The sequence below is a fragment of the Escherichia sp. Marseille-Q3837 genome (genome assembly GCF_916618735.1).
In the GTDB taxonomy this organism is placed as follows: Bacteria; Pseudomonadota; Gammaproteobacteria; order Enterobacterales; family Enterobacteriaceae; genus Escherichia; species Escherichia ruysiae.
In genome coordinates this window covers 4,423,029-4,442,042 of the sequence record NZ_CAKAKC010000001.1, presented here as the reverse complement: position 1 = coordinate 4,442,042, position 19,014 = coordinate 4,423,029, and the positions used below count along the sequence as shown (strand labels likewise).

Sequence of the window (19,014 nt, the reverse complement as noted above, 5' to 3'; positions counted from 1 at the left end):
AAGATGTCGATCAAAACCAGTAATACAGAATTTAAGACACGCATCCGTCAGCAAATTGAAGATCCGATCATGCGCAAAGCGGTGGCAAATGCGCAGCAGCGTATTGGTGCAAATCGGCAAAAAATGGTTGATGAACTAGGGCACTGGGAGGAGTGGCGCGATCGCGCTGCCCAGATACGTGATCATGTTCTGAGTAATCTTGACGCTTATTTGTACCAGCTCTCAGAAAAAGTGACGCAAAACGGCGGTCACGTCTATTTTGCAAAAACCAAAGAAGATGCTACCCGCTACATTTTACAGGTCGCCCAGCGTAAAAATGCGCGGAAAGTGGTGAAGTCGAAATCAATGGTGACCGAAGAGATTGGCGTCAACCATGTGTTGCAGGATGCTGGCATTCAGGTGATTGAAACCGATCTGGGGGAATACATTCTGCAGTTGGATCAAGATCCGCCATCTCATGTTGTGGTTCCGGCTATTCATAAAGATCGCCACCAGATCCGCCGGGTGCTACACGAACGCCTGGGTTATGATGGCCCGGAAACGCCTGAAGCGATGACCTTATTCATTCGCCAAAAGATCCGCGAAGATTTCCTCAGTGCTGAAATCGGTATTACCGGCTGTAATTTCGCGGTGGCAGAAACCGGTTCGGTATGTCTGGTGACTAATGAAGGTAATGCGCGAATGTGTACCACGCTGCCTAAAACGCACATTGCGGTGATGGGTATGGAGCGTATCGCCCCCACGTTTGCCGAGGTAGACGTATTGATCACCATGCTGGCGCGCAGTGCCGTTGGTACGCGTTTGACGGGATATAACACCTGGCTGACAGGACCGCGCGAAGCAGGACATGTTGATGGCCCTGAAGAGTTTCATCTGGTTATTGTTGATAACGGACGCTCCGAGGTGCTGGCCTCTGAATTTCGTGATGTGCTGCGCTGTATTCGCTGCGGAGCCTGTATGAATACCTGCCCGGCATATCGCCATATTGGCGGTCACGGATATGGCTCTATTTACCCAGGACCAATTGGTGCGGTGATTTCTCCATTGCTTGGCGGCTATAAAGATTTTAAAGATTTGCCTTACGCCTGCTCTTTATGCACGGCCTGTGACAGCGTTTGTCCGGTGCGTATTCCTCTGTCGAAACTGATTTTACGCCATCGTCGGGTGATGGCTGAAAAAGGAATCACCGCAAAAGCAGAGCAACGGGCGATCAAAATGTTTGCTTATGCCAATAGTCATCCGGGATTGTGGAAAGTCGGAATGATGGCTGGCGCCCATGCGGCAAGCTGGTTTATCAATGGCGGCAAAACACCGCTCAGGATCGGCGCAATTAGCGACTGGATGGAAGCACGCGATCTTCCTGAAGCTGACGGAGAGAGTTTCCGTAGCTGGTTTAAGAAACATCAGGCGCAGGAGAAAAAGAATGGATAATCGGAGCGAATTTTTGAACAACGTTGCTCAGGCGCTGGGTCGCCCGCTGCGACGTGAACCGCAAGCAGAAGATGCGCCGCTTAACAACTATGCTAACGAGCGGCTTACCGAACTTAATCAACAGCAGCACTGTGATGCGTTTATCCAGTTTGCCAGCGATGTCATGTTGACGCGTTGTGAACTGACCAGCGAGGCGCAGGCGGCAGAAGCGGCATTACGTTTGTGTAAAGAGCTGGGAGATCAGTCGGTCGTGGTGAGTGGCGACAAGCGACTGGAGGAGCTGGGGATCAGTGGACGTTTACAGCAGGAATGCAATGCCGCTGTTTGGGATCCGGCGAAAGGTGTCGAGAATATCGCTCTGGCGGAGCAGGCGAAAGTTGGCGTTGTGTATGCTGAATATGGCTTAACAGAGTCGGGAGGTGTGGTTCTTTTTTCCGCTGCTGAGCGCGGGCGTTCATTGAGTCTGCTACCTGAGTCCTCTATTTTTATCTTGCGTAAAAGCACTATTTTGCCCCGAGTGGCGCAGCTGGCAGAAAAATTGCACCAGAAAGCGCAGGCTGGTGAACGTATGCCATCCTGCATTAACATCATCAGTGGCCCCAGTTCAACAGCGGACATTGAACTTATCAAAGTCGTTGGGGTTCACGGGCCGGTGAAGGCGGTGTACCTGATTATTGAGGATTGTTGAGAGAGATTGGCGGCCATTCTGGTATGAACATCCAGAATGGCGCTGTCATATTGAACGGAATAACTGCTCTATCTGGGCGCTCAGAAACGGGAGCGCATATACCAGGGTGATGGAAAAATAGGCAGTTAAAACACCCGTTCATTTGTGTTATGTTTGGTGGATAAAAATAAACCGAACGTCGATTGTTTGTGTCATTATAGTTTTACGCTGTAAAGATTTAGTGTAAAAATCCACGCTTATATTTTTACAGCATTCAGATGCTTTCCTTGTAATCACAGTTAAATCCCGCTGAGATTTATTCTTTTCTTAATAATATCTTATATTTTTGCTGAATGGATTCAGTCCTAAGTTGATATATTATTTTTAATAAGATAAGTCTTATATTTATATACTCATTTAGTGTTACCAATTTTTCTTATATTAATATGAGGTCTCATTGCTTTGCTTTGGGCTATATTTTGAGTTGATCTGGATTCGTAGATACATATAATGCGCCTGTGTTCAAAACTGGAAGTTAATGTAAGGATGATGTTGCGGTTGTTAATTTGGAAAACGTGTCCAGTGGAGAGTTAGCCCTATATTACCCTCTGAACTGTATGCCTGAATTATACAGTTTTCGATATTATGCAGTCTTTTTGAATTTTTATATCTCTCATGAGTCGAGGTGCAGAATTTAATTCACCTCGGTGTATGAGAGCTTGGTTTTGTCTGGATGCATTGCTGGAGAGTCTCATGAATAAAATATATCGGCTAAAGTGGAACAGGTCCCGTAACTGTTGGTGCGTTTGCTCTGAGCTGGGAAGTAGAATAAAAGGAAAGAAGGCAAGAGCCGTTTTAATTAGCGCGATAGGTTTATATTCATCTCTGGCGTTCTCTGGTGATGTCACCGTGAACCAGGACAAGACTATTGATTTTGGCAAGGCCGATCAGAACATCGATTACCGTATTACGGTTACTGATAATGCTAATCTGGTTATCGACGTTACAGACACTTCTCGTCCACGTTTCACGCTCAATTCTGGTGGTGGGTTGGATATCACCGGAGGGAAAGTGTATATCAATGGTCAGCTTGATGTATTGCTGAAAGGGACGGGTTTTCTAAACGTTTCAAATGCCGGTAGTGAATTGTATGCTGATGATCTCTATGATTCAAACTCTGGCTCCAGGCACGATCGCGGCTATTTTAATGTCTCCAACGGCGGCAAAATTCATGTTAATGGCACCAGTCGTCTGACTTATACGCAGGGAAATGTCAGTGGCGAAGGCAGCCAGGTAAATTCCAAAACTTTCTTCATGGGCGTTTACAGCAGTTACGGTGGAGATCAGTACCTGTCTGTTAATAACGGTGGTGAAGTTAATGCCAGTGAGCAAATTAGTCTGGGCTATTATAATCAAAACTCCGATACCACACTTGCTGTTTCAGAAGGCGGCAAAATTTCTGCACCGAAAATTAGTTTAAGCACCAATTCGGAGTTGGCGTTAGGTGCACAGGAAGGGAGTGATGCGAAAGCAGCAGGGATTATTGATGCCGAAAAAATTGAGTTTGTGTGGGCTTCGACATCCGAAAAGAAAATCACATTAAACCACACGGATAAAAACGCGACTATTTCCGCTAACATTGTCAGTGGTAGTGAGGGGCTGGGCAATATCAATGCGCTCAGTGGCACGACTTACTTAACCGGTGATAATTCTGCATTTAGCGGCAAAGTAACGATTGGCCAAAATGGAGCTTTGGGGATCACTCAAAATATAGGCACGGCAGATATCTCTAATCGCGGAAAATTACACCTGAAGGCTGACGATAGCATGACCTTTGCCAATAAGATCTCCGGCAACGGTACAATCAGTATCGACAGTGGGACGGTTGCTTTGACCGGTAATAATTATGCATTCAGCGGATATATTGATGTTGCCTCCGATGCTGTAGCTGTTATTACTGAAGAAAAGAACATCGGTAATGCGGATCTGGATGTTGATGGCAAATTGCAAATTAATGCCAACAAAGATTGGGTATTTGATAACGATCTTCAAGGTAAAGGCATTGTTGAAATAGACATGGGGAATCATGCATTCTCCTTCGATGAGTTTGCTTACACCGACTGGTTCCAGGGGGCACTGGCGTTCCAGAACACGACATTTAACCTGGAACAGAATGCTGAGTTTCTGCAGAGAGGCGGGATCACTGCGGGTCAGGGAAGTCAGATAACGGTGGGTAATGGTACTCACTCCATTAGCACTCTGGGGTTCTCCGGCGGAACCGTTGATTTTGGTGCTCTGACAACTGATGCACAGATGACAGAAGGAACCGTCAAAGTTAGCAAAACGCTGGATCTACGGGGCGAGGGGGTTATTCAGGTTGCCGACCGCGACGTTGTAAGCTCAGTATCTCGTGATATTGACTCTGCATTATCGCTCACTGAAGTTGATGATGATAACAGCGCCATTCTGCTGGTTGATGCGCAGGGGGCGGAGGTGCTGGGGGATGCGGGCAATCTGCAATTGCAGGATAAAAATGGACAAACTCTCTCCAGCAGTGCGCAACGTGATATTCAGCAGAATGGGAAAAAAGCTGCCGTTGGCACTTATGACTATCGTCTGACGAGTGGGGTAAATAATGACGGCCTGTATATCGGCTATGGCCTGACGCAGCTTGATTTGCAGGCTACTGACAGCGATGCCCTGGTGCTGAGTGCCAATGGTAAAAGCGAGAATGCCGCCGATCTCAGCGCAAAAATTACCGGTAATGGTGACCTGGCATTCTGCAGCCAGAAAGGCCAGACTGTATCGCTTTCTAACAAAGACAACGACTATACCGGTGTTACCGATCTGCGTAGCGGGACGCTCTTGCTGAATAACGATAATGTGTTGGGTAATACCCAGGAACTGCGTCTGGCGGCAGAAACTGAAATGGATATGAATGGTCATAGCCAGACCGTGGGTACGCTCAATGGTAGCGCCGATTCGCTGTTGAACTTAAACGGCGGAACTCTGACTCTTGCCAACGGGGGGACTGCAACCGGTTCATTAACGGGGAGCGGGACGCTGAATGTTCAGGGTGGCACGCTGGATATCGCGGGCGATAACAGCAGCCTGACGGCGAATATGAATATTGCTAACTCAGCTCATGTCCTGGTAAGCCACGCACAGGGATTGGGTAGCGCAAACGTTGAGAACAACGGCACCCTGGTGTTGAATAATAGCGGTGAAAAAAGAGCGGCTGTGCCTGTGAGTTACAGCCTGGGTGGCAATTTGACCAACAACGGCACGCTGATGACCGGGATGTCAGGACAGCAAGCGGGCAATGCGTTAGTGGTGAAGGGGAACTACCACGGTAATAACGGTCAACTGGTTATGAATACGGTACTGAATGGCGATGATTCAGTGACTGATAAACTGGTTGTTGAGGGCGATACCAGCGGCATGACGTCCGTTACGGTGAATAACGCTGGCGGTACAGGCGCTAAAACCCTTAACGGTATCGAACTTATCCATGTAGGTGGTAAGTCCGAGGGGGAGTTTGTTCAGGCGGGGCGTATCGTTGCGGGCGCGTATGACTACACTCTCGCACGTGGTCAGGGGGCAAACAGCGGTAACTGGTATCTGACCAGCGGTGGTGAGTCAGTTGAACCGCAACCGGAGCCAGAGCCGATGCCGAATCCGGAGCCGAATCCGGAGCCGAATCCGACGCCAGAGCCGACGCCAGAGCCGACGCCAGAGCCAACGCCTGTTCCTGACCAGACTCTGGATAATGACCTGCGCCCGGAGGCTGGTGGTTACATCGCGAACCTTGCGGCAGCCAACACAATGTTTACCTCCCGACTGCATGAACGTCTGGGGAGCACATACTATACCGATCTGGTCACGGGTGAGCAGAAACAAACCACCATGTGGATGCGTCATGAAGGGGGCCACAACAAATGGCGTGATGCAAGTGGCCAGTTGAAAACCCAAAGCAATCGCTATGTTCTGCAACTGGGGGGCGATATCGCGCAGTGGAGTATAAGTGGCAACGACCGCTGGCATCTGGGGGTCATGGCTGGTTACGGTAACAGTGACAGCAAGACTATCTCATCGCGCACCGGTTATCGAACTAAAGCAAGCGTGAATGGTTACAGCACGGGGTTATATGCGACCTGGTATGCGGATGATGAGTCACATAACGGGGCGTATCTCGACAGTTGGGCGCAGTACAGCTGGTTTGATAACACAGTGAAAGGTGATGATTTACAGAGCGAATCTTATAAATCAAAAGGGGTTACCGCTTCACTGGAGGCTGGATACAAGCACAAATTAGCTGAATTTAATGGCAGCCAGGGAACGCGGAACGAATGGTATATCCAGCCACAAGCACAGATTACCTGGATGGGAGTAAAAGCTGATAAGCATCGCGAAAGCAACGGTACTCTGGTGCGAAGCGAAGGAGACGGTAATATTCAGACCCGACTGGGCGTGAAAACCTGGCTTAAGAGCCACCATAAAATGGATGAAGGCAAATCCCGCGAGTTCCAGCCATTTATGGAAGTGAACTGGCTACATAACAGTAAGGATTTCAGCACTCGCATGGATGGCGTGTCAGTCTCTCAGGATGGAACCCGAAATATTGCCGAGATAAAAACCGGGGTGGAAGGACAGCTAAATGCCAACCTGAATGTCTGGGGAAATGTGGGCGTTCAGGTTGCTGACAAGGGATATAATGACACCTCCGCGATGATTGGCGTTAAGTGGTCATTCTGAACTGAATAATTCGTAAAAGGAGAGGGAGTCGGATGAGTGACAATTCGACTCTCTGTATTATTTTTTTGCCGCCAGCTTTTTCTGCCAGAAAGGAGACAAGCGGATTTAGCTGGCGCACATGATTTAAGCAAGGTGTGTTAAATGGCTTCGCATGATTTGAGTGTTTTTCTTGAAGAGTTCGGGGCAACCGTTAATCTGACGTTGCCTGGTATTGTGTCCGAGAAAGAACGGCTTTTACTCAAGCTGCTGATGGAGGGGATGTCTGTTACAGAAATATCACAATATAGAAATCGCAGCGCAAAAACAATTTCACATCAAAAGAAACAACTGTACGAAAAACTCGGTATTCAGAGTGATATTACCTTCTGGCGGGATATCTTTTTTCAATATCATCCACAGGTAGTCACCGCCACAGGTAATAAAAATAAATTCTATATCCCTGACAACCGTTGTCACCATATTGTCACGCCTGAAGCCATCAGCCTGGCGCTGGAAAACCATGAATTTAAACCGTGGATCCAACCTGTTTTCTGCGCACAGACAGGGGTACTAACAGGCTGTGAAGTGCTTGTTCGCTGGGAGCACCCGCAAACGGGAATTATCCCTCCGGATCAGTTTATTCCTCTGGCGGAGTCATCTGGCCTTATTGTCATAATGACCCGCCAGTTGATGAAACAGACTGCGGATATTCTGCTGCCGGTAAAACATTTGCTACCGGACAATTTCCATATTGGTATCAACGTCTCGGCGGGCTGTTTTTTGGCTGCGGGATTTGAAAAAGAGTGTCTGAACCTGGTCAAGAAATTAGGTAATGATAAAATCAAGCTGGTTCTTGAGCTGACAGAACGTAACCCCATTCCGGTAACACCAGAAGCCAGAGCGATATTTGACAGCCTTCATCAGCACAACATTACCTTTGCGCTGGATGACTTTGGTACGGGCTATGCGACCTATCGTTATCTGCAGGCGTTTCCGGTCGATTTTATTAAAATTGACAAGTCGTTTGTGCAAATGGCGAGTGTTGACGAAATCTCCGGCCATATTGTGGACAATATTGTCGAACTGGCGCGTAAGCCTGGTCTGAGTATCGTAGCGGAAGGGGTAGAAACCCAGGAGCAGGCGGACTTAATGATCGGTAAAGGTGTTCACTTTTTGCAGGGCTATTTGTACTCTCCGCCGGTTCCGGGTAATAAATTTGTCTCTGACTGGGTAATGAAAGCCGGTGGTTGATGTAAGCCGCTATTCACAGCGCATCGGGAGGTTGGCAGCGATTAATTCTCCCGATGCAGTAAATCCTGATAGATCCCCGTTAATATGCCATTTGGCGCAAATTGCCTTTTAATCCACTGCGTCACCTGACCCGTTGCAGAGTGCTGGGTCGCCAGTAACATGCGTGAATCCTGGCGCGGATTATGAATTTGTCGGGTAACCAGCAGTGATTGCGCCATCGCTTCACGAACCATGTAATCTGGCAAAAAACCAATCCCTTCACCTAAAATCTGGCACTGACATTTGGTGTTGAAATCAGGCACCAGAATCGACTCCTGCCCATGCAGCAACCAACCCACCTTTTTATTAATCGTATGCGCGGTGTCCTCCACCATAATATTAGGGTAGAGACGCAGCTGGCTTTCGGCGATCGGCTCCGGCACAAAGGCTAACGGGTGATCCGGGGCGATAGCAAAAGCCCAGCGAATCGCACCAATCTCGGTGTAATCAATGCCGCCACCGTCCAGCAGCGTATCGGGCGCGCCGATGGCGATATTCGCCTGGTTATTGATAATCGCATCCCAGACGCCGTTATACACTTCGGTGGTGACGGTAATCTGGCAGGTAGGAAACTGCTTTTTCAGCACCTGTAATAAGCGTGCGGTGTGTTTGGGTGTATAAAGTAGCTGATTAATACAAATGCGCACGCGTGCTTCTATGCCCTGCGAAATAGTATCGATGCTGCGTTTGATGGCGTGAAAATCATTCAGCAGGTCGGTGGCCTTGCGGAAAAAATAACGCCCGGACTCCGTTAACTCAATGCTGCGGGTATTGCGGGTGAACAGCACTACATCCAGCCCCGTTTCCATTCGCTTGATGGTGTAGCTAATGGCGGAAGTGGTTAAACCCAACTCTTCTGCGGCTTTGCTGAAACTGCCAAAACGCGCAGCGGTAGTAAATGCCAACAGGTTTTCTTCGGTAAAAATTGAGTTCATTAAACCATTCCCGCCATTTTCTAATATGAATTTCTCCAGCCATGACTGTAGAGGTATCGGTTAAAGATAGATAATCATTTTTGAATAACTTTTAATACCCGTCGCGTTTAGTTGTCGCTTCGCTTAATTTTTGTCCGCCATATTCGGAAATTATCCCCACGCAGTTACCCGCCAGAAAACCCAGTAACGTTACCGTCCAGTTCATCCCGCTGGCAAAAAATAGCGTCATGCCGAGAAAGCCACCGGGAATGAATGACAGTAACCAGAAACGTCCTTGCCAGACCACCACCGCTGAGAAGGGCACGGTAGTAATCACGCTTGCCCAGAATCCAGAAAGACCACTTACAGAAGCCAGCCAGCCGGCAGCCAGCGCGGCGAAAAACGCCCACACCATCCCGGAATAATTAACCGCCAGGCTTCTGATAAACCCCGATTTACCGCCGCCTGCGGCATAAAAACTGCAAAAGGCGACGAAGCCAATCGTTCCTAATAATTCCCATCCCTGAGAGAGCCCGACATGTGAAGACACTAACTGCCAAAGCCCTGCACAAATACCGACGGTGACACCCGTTGCCGTGAGTCCGTTCATCTTGTTCCCCTCTGGTTAGACATGGACGAAAGCTACTCTTACATGTGCAGACTATAGAGAAATAAAACCTGATTGAGTGAAAGGGTATCGGGTCAAAGAAACAAATATTGCACTACCGCACACTGCGAAAAGATTGTTGAACATCTTTCAACAAAAAGGCGAAATACGGCGAATTAAATTTAAGCGGGTTCTTTTATCAGATTATCGTTGCTATTCTCAATTCATCGAAAACAGCCACAAAAACCAGGGGAATGTGAATGACTATAAAAAATCTACCTGCCGACTATTTATTGGCTGCGCAACAGGGTGATATTGATAAAGTAAAAACCTGCCTTGCGCTGGGTGTCGATATTAATACCTGCGATCGTCAGGGGAAAACGGCAATTACGCTGGCAAGTTTATATCAGCAATATGCTTGCATTCAGGCATTAATTGACGCCGGAGCGGATATTAATAAACAAGATCATACCTGTTTAAATCCTTTTTTAATTAGCTGTCTGAACGATGATTTAACGCTACTACGAATTATTTTACCGGCTAAACCCGATCTTAATTGCGTAACCCGTTTTGGCGGTGTCGGCCTGACGCCTGCCTGTGAAAAAGGCCATTTAAGTATTGTAAAAGAGCTTTTGGCGCATACGGAAATTAACGTTAACCAGACCAACCATGTTGGCTGGACGCCATTACTGGAAGCGATTGTGCTTAATGATGGCGGTATTAAACAGCAGGCGATTGTCCAGTTATTGCTGGAACACGGGGCCAGCCCGCATATGACCGATAAATATGGCAAAACACCGCTGGAACTGGCGCGGGAACGCGGTTTTGAAGAGATTGCGCAATTGCTGATTGCCGCAGGTGCATAATCCGGGAGGCTTGCTATCGACACACCAGAAAGACGGTGTGTGTGGGCGCTAACTGCGGATGCGGATTTTCTGGCGCAGCGGGGGCAAGGACAGGTTGAACAGGTCTTTGCCAGAGCGGTAAATATCGCACTCCCGGCTCGCCAGCAGTTGCTGACGCTGCTTTGTGAAGAATACGACAATGCGCCAAACAGTTGTCGGTTGGCACTCACTCACTTTGATGGTCTGTTCCATCATGGCGATAAGGTTCAGTTTGACGAGCATGGGATTACGATTGGTAAAGATATTCATATAGATAAGCATCGTTGTCAGCGTTGGCTGTCCCCAACACTGCAAATGACCGCTCTGAATTTTCACCTTATCGCCTGGCAACAGTGGCACGACATTATTCATCAGCACCTGGGGGAAAATGAAACCCTGTTTAATTATCGCGGCGATAATCCATTTTATCAGGCGTTAAATAAAGAATTACATATCAGGCGACGTGCTGTTATTCATGCATTAAACGATAAACAAAATATCGCGTCAGCGGTCGCTAATATGATTGGGTTAGGGATTGGTCTGACGCCTTCAGCCGACGATTATTTAACAGGTCTGGCGCTTGTTTTATTTATTTCCGGGCATCCGGTAGAAAAATACAAAGAGGAATTTTATCTCGGCCTGCAACGCGGCAGAAATAATACCACGTTATTAAGTGCCATAACGCTGGAAGCCGCATTACAACAACGCTGTCGGGAAAATATTTATCACTTTATTCACGGCATCATTAATGACATCCCTGAGAACGCCACTCAGACAATAGAAAAAATTAAACATATTGGCTCCAGTTCCGGCTGCGACATGCTGTATGGCATGGCCGATGGTTGTGCGCTGAGCCAAACCTACGGAGGGAATTATGTCAGTTAAAATAGTCATTAAACCGAATACCTATTTTGATTCTGTCTCGTTGATGTCCATCTCCACGCGTGCAAATAAACTCGACGGTGTCGAGCAGGCATTTGTGGCGATGGCGACCGAAATGAACAAAGGCGTGCTGAAAAATTTAGGGCTGCTGACACCGGAACTGGAGCAGGCGAAAAACGGCGACCTGATGATCGTTATCAACGGCAAAGCGGGCGCGGACAACGAGCAGTTGCTGGTGGAGATTGAAGAACTGTTCAATACCAAAGCGCAAAGTGGTACGCACGAGGCGCGTTATGCCACTATCACCAGCGCCAAAAAGCATATCCCGGAAAGTAACCTGGCGGTGATTTCCGTCAACGGCCTGTTTGCCGCTCGCGAAGCGCGTCAGGCGCTGCAAAATGACCTCAACGTGATGCTGTTCTCCGATAACGTCTCGGTTGAAGATGAACTGGCGCTCAAGCAGCTCGCTCACGAAAAAGGGCTGCTGATGATGGGGCCAGACTGCGGCACGGCGATTATCAACGGCGCGGCGCTCTGCTTTGGTAACGCCGTGCGTCGTGGCAACATCGGTATTGTTGGTGCGTCCGGCACCGGCAGCCAGGAACTGAGTGTCCGCATCCATGAATTTGGCGGCGGCGTTTCACAACTGATCGGCACCGGCGGGCGCGACCTGAGCGAGAAAATTGGCGGCCTGATGATGCTCGACGCCATCGGCATGTTAGAAAACGATCCGCAAACTGAAATCATCGCCTTAATTTCTAAACCGCCAGCGCCGGCGGTGGCTCGCAAAGTGCTGGAACGCGCGCGCGCCTGCCGCAAGCCGGTGGTGGTCTGCTTCCTCGGTCGTGGCGAAACGCCTGTGGATGAGCAGGGGCTACAGTTTGCTCGCGGCACCAAAGAAGCGGCGCTGAAAGCAGTGATGCTTTCCGGCGTGAAACAAGAACATCTCGACCTGCATACGCTAAACCAGCCGTTGATTGCTGACGTGCGCGCTCGCCTGAAGCCGCAACAGAAATACATTCGTGGCCTGTTCTGCGGCGGCACGCTGTGCGACGAAACGATGTTCGCGGTGATGGAAAAACATGGCGATGTGTACAGCAACATTCAGCCCGATCCTGAATTCCGCCTGCAAGATATCAACCGCAGCATCAAACACACCTTCCTCGACTTTGGCGATGACGACTTCACCAACGGCAAACCACATCCAATGATTGACCCCACCAACCGTATCAGCCGGTTGATCGAAGAGGCGCGCGATCCCGAAGTGGCGGTGATCGTGATGGATTTTGTGCTCGGATTTGGATCGCATGAAGATCCGGTCGGCTCCACCATCGAGGCGATCAAAGAAGCAAAAGCGATCGCCGCTACCGAAGGGCGCGAGTTGATCATTCTCGCCTATGTGCTGGGCACCGATCTCGATACGCCATCATTAGAACAACAGAGCCAGATGCTGCTTGATGCCGGAGTGATTCTGGCGAGCAGCAGCACCAATACCGGATTGCTGGCGCGTGAATTTATCTGCAAAGGGGAGGAAGCCTGATGAGCCCGTCACTGTTTAGCCAACCGTTGAACGTTATTAACGTCGGCATCGCCATGTTTAGCGATGACCTGAAAAAGCAGCATGTAGAAGTGACTCAACTCGACTGGACGCCGCCGGGGCAGGGCAATATGCAGGTGGTGCAGGCGCTGGATAACATTGCCGATTCGCCCCTGGCAGACAAAATCGCCGCCGCTAACCAGCAGGCGCTGGAACGCATTATCCAGTCGCATCCGGTGCTGATTGGTTTTGATCAGGCGATTAACGTGGTGCCCGGCATGACGGCGAAAACCATTCTTCACGCCGGGCCGCCGGTCACCTGGGAAAAAATGTGCGGCGCGATGAAAGGCGCGGTCACCGGGGCGCTGGTGTTCGAAGGGCTGGCGAAAGACCTCGACGAGGCGGCTGAACTGGCGGCTTCCGGGGAGATCACCTTCTCGCCGTGCCACGAACATGATTGCGTGGGGTCGATGGCGGGGGTTACCTCGGCCTCGATGTTTATGCACATCGTGAAAAACAAAACCTACGGCAACATCGCTTACACCAACATGAGCGAGCAGATGGCGAAGATTTTGCGTATGGGCGCCAACGACCAGAGCGTGATCGACCGCCTCAACTGGATGCGCGATGTGCAGGGACCAATGCTGCGCGACGCGATGAAAATTATCGGTGAGATCGATCTGCGCTTAATGCTGGCGCAGGCGCTGCATATGGGCGATGAGTGTCATAACCGCAATAACGCCGGGACGACGCTGCTGATTCAGGCGCTGACGCCGGGGATTATTCAGGCGGGCTATTCCGTCGAGCAACAGCGCGAAGTGTTTGAGTTTGTCGCCAGCAGCGACTACTTCTCCGGCCCGACGTGGATGGCGATGTGTAAAGCGGCGATGGATGCGGCGCACGGCATCGAATACAGCACCGTGGTCACCACGATGGCGCGAAACGGCGTCGAGTTCGGCCTGCGGGTCAGCGGCCTGCCGGGGCAGTGGTTTACCGGCCCGGCGCAGCAGGTCATCGGCCCGATGTTTGCCGGTTATAAGCCGGAGGATTCGGGGCTGGATATCGGCGACAGCGCCATCACCGAAACCTACGGTATTGGCGGATTTGCTATGGCGACCGCGCCTGCGATCGTCGCGCTGGTGGGCGGCACGGTGGAAGAGGCTATCGATTTCTCCCGTCAGATGCGAGAAATCACCCTCGGTGAAAACCCGAATGTCACCATTCCGCTGCTCGGTTTTATGGGCGTGCCGTCGGCAATCGACATCACCCGCGTGGGCAGCAGCGGCATTCTGCCGGTGATCAACACCGCCATCGCCCATAAAGATGCGGGCGTCGGCATGATTGGCGCGGGCATTGTGCATCCACCATTCGCCTGCTTCGAGAAAGCCATTCTTGGCTGGTGCGAACGTTACGGCGTCTGACCTACATGTTTATGCCGGATGCGGCGTGAACGCCTTATCCGGCCTACGAATGGCACAAGAGTTTGTAGGCCTGATAAGACGCGCGAACGTCGCATCAGGCATTTTTCACCATTGCCGGATGGCACAAGAATCTGTAGGCCTGATAAGCGTAGCGCATCAGGCAGTCTGGCGTTGGTCATAACCCCATCACCCTCTGTCGCGGACATAACAACATGAAAGAACTTGTGGTCGTTGCCATTGGTGGCAACAGCATTATCAAAGATAACGCCAGCCAGTCGATTGAGCATCAGGCGGAGGCGGTGAAAGCCGTCGCCGATACGGTGCTGGAAATGCTGGCTTCCGATTACGACATTGTGCTGACCCACGGCAACGGGCCGCAGGTCGGGCTGGATTTACGCCGCGCGGAGATTGCCCACGAGCGTGAAGGGCTGCCCTTAACGCCGCTGGCGAACTGTGTGGCAGATACGCAAGGCGGCATTGGCTATCTGATCCAACAGGCGCTGAACAACCGACTGGCGCGTCACGGCGAGAAAAAGGCCGTCACCGTGGTGACTCAGGTTGAAGTGGATAAAAACGATCCGGGTTTTGCTCATCCCACCAAGCCCATCGGTGCATTCTTTAGTGAAAGCCAGCGTGACGAATTACAAAAGGCAAACCCTGACTGGCATTTTGTTGAGGATGCCGGACGGGGCTATCGCCGCGTTGTCGCCTCGCCGGAACCGAAACGCATTGTGGAAGCGCCTGCTATTAAGGCGCTGATCCAACAAGGCTTTGTGGTGATTGGCGCGGGCGGTGGCGGAATTCCGGTGGTGCGCAGTGAAGCAGGCGATTACCAAAGCGTGGACGCGGTTATCGACAAAGATCTCTCCACTGCACTGCTGGCGCGCGAAATTCACGCTGACATTTTAGTGATTACCACCGGTGTCGAAAAAGTGTGCATTCACTTTGGCAAGCCGCAGCAGCAGGCGCTGGATCGGGTGGATATTGCCACCATGACCCGCTATATGCAGGAAGGGCATTTCCCGCCCGGCAGCATGTTGCCAAAAATTATCGCCAGCCTGACATTTTTAGAACAGGGCGGCAAAGAAGTGATTATCACCACGCCGGAATGCCTGCCAGCGGCGCTGCGCGGTGAAACGGGCACCCATATTATTAAAACGTAAGGACGTAAGATGAAAGAAAGCAATAGCCGTCGTGAGTTTTTGAGCCAGAGCGGTAAGATGGTTACCGCCGCCGCGCTGTTTGGTACGTCTGTGCCGCTCGCCCACGCGGCAGTCTCTGGCACCGCAAACTGCGAAGCGAATAACACCATGAAAATCACTGACCCGCACTACTATCTCGACAACGTGTTGCTGGAAACCGGTTTTGATTACGAAAACGGCGTAGCGGTGCAGACCCGCACGGCGCGCCAGACCGTGGAAATTCAGGACGGCAAAATTGTTGCCCTGCGCGAGAATAAGCAGCATCCGGACGCCACGCTGCCGCACTATGACGCTGGCGGTAAGTTGATGCTGCCCACCACCCGCGACATGCATATTCATCTCGACAAAACCTTTTATGGCGGGCCGTGGCGCTCGCTCAATCGCCCGGCAGGCACCACAATCCAGGACATGATCACGCTTGAGCAGAAAATGCTGCCGGAGTTGCAACCGTACACTCAGGAGCGGGCGGAAAAACTGATCGATTTATTGCAGTCGAAAGGCACCACCATTGCCCGTAGCCACTGCAATATCGAACCGGTTTCCGGCCTGAAAAATCTGCATAACTTACAGGCGGTGCTGGCGCGACGTCAGGCGGGCTTCGAGTGTGAAATTGTTGCCTTCCCGCAGCACGGTTTGCTGTTGTCGAAATCGGAACCCTTAATGCGCGAAGCGATGCAGGCGGGGGCGCATTACGTCGGCGGGCTGGATCCCACCAGCGTTGATGGCGCGATGGAAAAATCTCTCGACACCATGTTCCAGATTGCGCTGGACTACGACAAAGGCGTCGATATTCACCTGCACGAAACCACGCCGGCAGGCGTGGCGGCCATCAATTATATGGTTGAAACCGTAGAGAAAACGCCGCAACTGAAGGGCAAGCTGACCATCAGTCACGCCTTTGCGCTGGCAACGCTTAACGAGCAACAGGTGGATGAACTGGCAAACCGCATGGCGGCGCAGCAAATTACTATCGCCTCGACGGTGCCGATTGGCACGTTGCATATGCCGCTCAAACAGTTGCACGACAAAGGCGTAAAAGTCATGACAGGAACTGACAGCGTTATCGACCACTGGTCACCTTACGGCCTTGGCGACATGCTGGAAAAAGCCAATCTGTACGCGCAACTCTATATTCGTCCTAACGAACAGAACCTCTCCCGATCGCTGTTTTTAGCCACTGGCGATGTCCTGCCGCTGAATGAAAAAGGCGAGCGCGTCTGGCCAAAAGCGCAGGATGACGCCAGCTTTGTGCTGGTGGACGCCTCCTGTTCCGCCGAGGCGGTGGCGCGTATCTCGCCACGTACCGCAACGTTCCATAAAGGGCAACTGGTATGGGGGCGTGTGGCAGGTTGATGTCCGTTTGAAATGTCTTCAACGGTGAGTCGTAAGAGATTTATCGCCCCAGGGAGTGGGGCAACTTGAATATGGGTTTGTTGGCCTTGATTCTTCTGAGCCGGAGACATTGTGTGTGGTACCGCTAACCACACAGTAAACCTTACGAGCCGCCTTAAGCATCCGGCAACGCATAACACTTCACCGGTTTTCCGTCTTTCATTTCCACCAACATGCGGCTGGTCTGCAACGGCTTGTCCAGCATATTTTGCTGGAATTGGTCGAACGCCATGCGGGCTTCCTTAATTGCGACTTTTTGCGGCATTAAGCGGTTATTGCACCATTTTCGCAAAATGACTTTATTGGCGCTGGTGGTATTCGCCTGTTCCGCTACGGCGCCGATGCTATCAATTCGTGACTGTAATTGTTTTTCTACCTTGCTGATAACCGTATCGAACTGCGCATAATGATGTTCTATAGCCTGCTGACGACGTTCTACCAGTATCGTCTGACCCTCACTATGGCTGACCAGATGTAATGCTTGCCCGCGTACCCTCATCGCTAAATCCCACTCCATCGTCCGTTCTTCAATAATTTTTTGTTGCGCCTGAATTTTACTGGTGATGGTTGCGCTACTGAAAAAACTGCCGTCATTTATAGAGGCTACCTTCTCGCCAGCAAAGGCAATATCCGTCAGCAGATGATCCTGGAGCGTTGAAAAATCCTTTTCGATAGCTTCAAGTATTTGCCGTATTTCTGGCGAAGATTGCCCCTCAATGACGACAGGTGTGATTTGCTGTAAATACTGAATAGCGCCGACAATTTCAGATTTGCGGGCATTGTTCTGGAACGCAGAAATCTCCCGAATAGTTTCAATTATCTGCGTCAGTTTATTGCTGATATCTGCCAGATGTTTTTGTGCCAGTATCGCCGAAGCGACATTCAGTAATATGCTGGCATTGACTAATTGATTCAGTTTGTCAGGGTTCAGCAAAACTGCGTGCGCTTTAATTCCTTTTTCCCCGAGACTGAAGCCACGATATCCCGAGCCATCTTTCACTTTCGCCAGTGCGCCATCAATTATGACTTCCATATAGTGATGACTGGCGACATGGGCGGCGGTGGCGAGCGAAGGAAGCGTCTGTAAGAGTGGGCCTAACCGTGAAATTTCAGTAATGTCATGTCGTATCAGAGTGTCGGGGTGGGTAATTTCATTTAAAGCGATAGACGATACAGTTAAAACGCGCTGCGACTTTTCATTTTCAAACACCCAGCGATTGCCATAGTTTGCGGTTGACATTGCCGTTGATGATACCGATTCGCTCAGACGGTGATGGCGGGAATTTTTTAAGCGAATCCAGGCAATTTGCACTACACAGGGCAAGGTGATTCGGAACGCCGGGTTGGAAATATCATAAGCGGTATATAAACCGGTGAGGGCTAACCCGACAGGACCGGTGAGAACGCCCAACACGCGACCTATCCCCAGACCCGCAATTAGCGGGAGTGCCTTCCCCGTGGCGATCTGCGCCAGACCGCTTGCTACCATTGCCGCACGTTGCAAAAGTGGCAGCTCCATACGTGACAACTTATCCAGGCTAATACTGGTGTTAATTCCCATATCACGGAGAAGCTGACGGCGATCGTCATCTGACATTTTGTTCCAGGATGACGCAAAAACGGCATCGATAATCAGTGATTCTTTTTCTTTTACCGGTGCATTTTTCGCGACTTTAATTTTCAGATGGCTGGCGACATCGTCAACAATTTCGCTATAGCTAACGCCATTGCGTCGGAACAGATTCATTACGGTGTTACCGCCAAAATGTTGCAGTTCGCGAATCAGCAAACGCAATGTTTCCTCATCAACAGCTTCGCTATTTTTACCATCGCGCAAGGCCTTTTTAACGCGGTCAGACTGGGAAAAATTAAATTTTCCGTCTGGGGTAATGTAATCAATCAGCAGATCGATATCGTTTTTGTCGGCGTTCAGTAGCAGAGCAACCAGCGTTTCATCGCCCTTAATGTCAATCTCACTCATTTAATTGTCTCGTTGAATAGTGACTGGACGTTATTAGAAGCAGCGCGCCCTACGAAAAAGTTTCATACGTAA

The 19,014-nt window shown here is 50.4% G+C and carries 13 protein-coding genes; 10 read left to right on the top strand and 3 right to left on the bottom strand.

Translation table 11 applies throughout. The annotated features are described in order from the left end of the window. Positions 1-3 precede the first annotated feature (3 nt). The 4 genes from LG381_RS21225 to LG381_RS21210 all read left to right on the top strand — a co-directional run bounded on the left by LG381_RS21225 (position 4) and on the right by LG381_RS21210 (position 8,083). Positions 4-1,431: a LutB/LldF family L-lactate oxidation iron-sulfur protein gene (locus LG381_RS21225; protein ID WP_225762900.1), complete on the top strand. Its 1,428-nt coding sequence runs from the start codon at positions 4-6 to the stop codon at positions 1,429-1,431. Further along, positions 1,424-2,119, top strand: a complete 696-nt coding sequence (locus LG381_RS21220; RefSeq protein WP_000370408.1) for a lactate utilization protein C — start codon at positions 1,424-1,426, stop codon at positions 2,117-2,119. Before LG381_RS21225 ends, LG381_RS21220 begins: the two co-directional genes overlap by 8 nt. A 732-nt stretch (positions 2,120-2,851) precedes the next feature. Beyond that, positions 2,852-6,853, top strand: a complete 4,002-nt coding sequence (locus tag LG381_RS21215; RefSeq protein WP_225762899.1) for an autotransporter outer membrane beta-barrel domain-containing protein — start codon at positions 2,852-2,854, stop codon at positions 6,851-6,853. 141 nt (positions 6,854-6,994) lie between these two features. Continuing rightward, positions 6,995-8,083 carry an EAL domain-containing protein gene (locus LG381_RS21210; protein ID WP_000146396.1) on the top strand — a complete coding sequence of 363 codons (1,089 nt, stop codon included), beginning with the start codon at positions 6,995-6,997 and terminating at the stop codon, positions 8,081-8,083. Between the two features lie 41 nt (positions 8,084-8,124). On the opposite strand, the gene LG381_RS21205 is transcribed toward LG381_RS21210, so the two are convergent. Next, positions 8,125-9,057: a LysR substrate-binding domain-containing protein gene (locus LG381_RS21205; RefSeq protein WP_001084384.1), complete on the bottom strand. Its 933-nt coding sequence runs from the start codon at positions 9,055-9,057 to the stop codon at positions 8,125-8,127. A 91-nt stretch (positions 9,058-9,148) separates the two neighbouring features. Next, positions 9,149-9,646: a DUF1097 domain-containing protein gene (locus tag LG381_RS21200; protein WP_225762898.1), complete on the bottom strand. Its 498-nt coding sequence runs from the start codon at positions 9,644-9,646 to the stop codon at positions 9,149-9,151. 257 nt (positions 9,647-9,903) lie between these two features. Between LG381_RS21200 and LG381_RS21195 the strand changes: the two genes are divergently transcribed. The 6 genes from LG381_RS21195 (at position 9,904) to LG381_RS21170 (ending at position 16,922) form a co-directional block, all read left to right on the top strand. Next, entirely contained in the window at positions 9,904-10,509 is a 606-nt protein-coding gene (locus LG381_RS21195) for an ankyrin repeat domain-containing protein (RefSeq protein ID WP_225762897.1), read from the top strand. Between the two features lie 39 nt (positions 10,510-10,548). Beyond that, positions 10,549-11,412, top strand: coding sequence for a DUF2877 domain-containing protein (locus LG381_RS21190; protein WP_225762896.1), 864 nt, complete (start codon positions 10,549-10,551; stop codon positions 11,410-11,412). Beyond that, positions 11,402-12,949, top strand: a complete 1,548-nt coding sequence (gene fdrA, locus LG381_RS21185) for an acyl-CoA synthetase FdrA (RefSeq protein ID WP_222680164.1) — start codon at positions 11,402-11,404, stop codon at positions 12,947-12,949. Before LG381_RS21190 ends, fdrA begins: the two co-directional genes overlap by 11 nt. Continuing rightward, positions 12,949-14,367: a DUF1116 domain-containing protein gene (locus LG381_RS21180; protein ID WP_000075083.1), complete on the top strand. Its 1,419-nt coding sequence runs from the start codon at positions 12,949-12,951 to the stop codon at positions 14,365-14,367. Before fdrA ends, LG381_RS21180 begins: the two co-directional genes overlap by 1 nt. Before the next feature lie 212 nt (positions 14,368-14,579). Continuing rightward, positions 14,580-15,530 carry a carbamate kinase family protein gene (locus tag LG381_RS21175; RefSeq protein WP_000661628.1) on the top strand — a complete coding sequence of 317 codons (951 nt, stop codon included), beginning with the start codon at positions 14,580-14,582 and terminating at the stop codon, positions 15,528-15,530. Positions 15,531-15,539: 9 nt separating this feature from the next. After that, a complete protein-coding gene (locus LG381_RS21170; RefSeq protein ID WP_225762895.1) occupies positions 15,540-16,922 on the top strand; it encodes an amidohydrolase family protein in 1,383 nt (460 codons plus the stop codon). A 154-nt stretch (positions 16,923-17,076) separates the two neighbouring features. On the opposite strand, the gene LG381_RS21165 is transcribed toward LG381_RS21170, so the two are convergent. Further along, entirely contained in the window at positions 17,077-18,942 is a 1,866-nt protein-coding gene (locus LG381_RS21165) for a YaaW family protein (RefSeq protein WP_225762894.1), read from the bottom strand. Positions 18,943-19,014 lie beyond the last annotated feature (72 nt).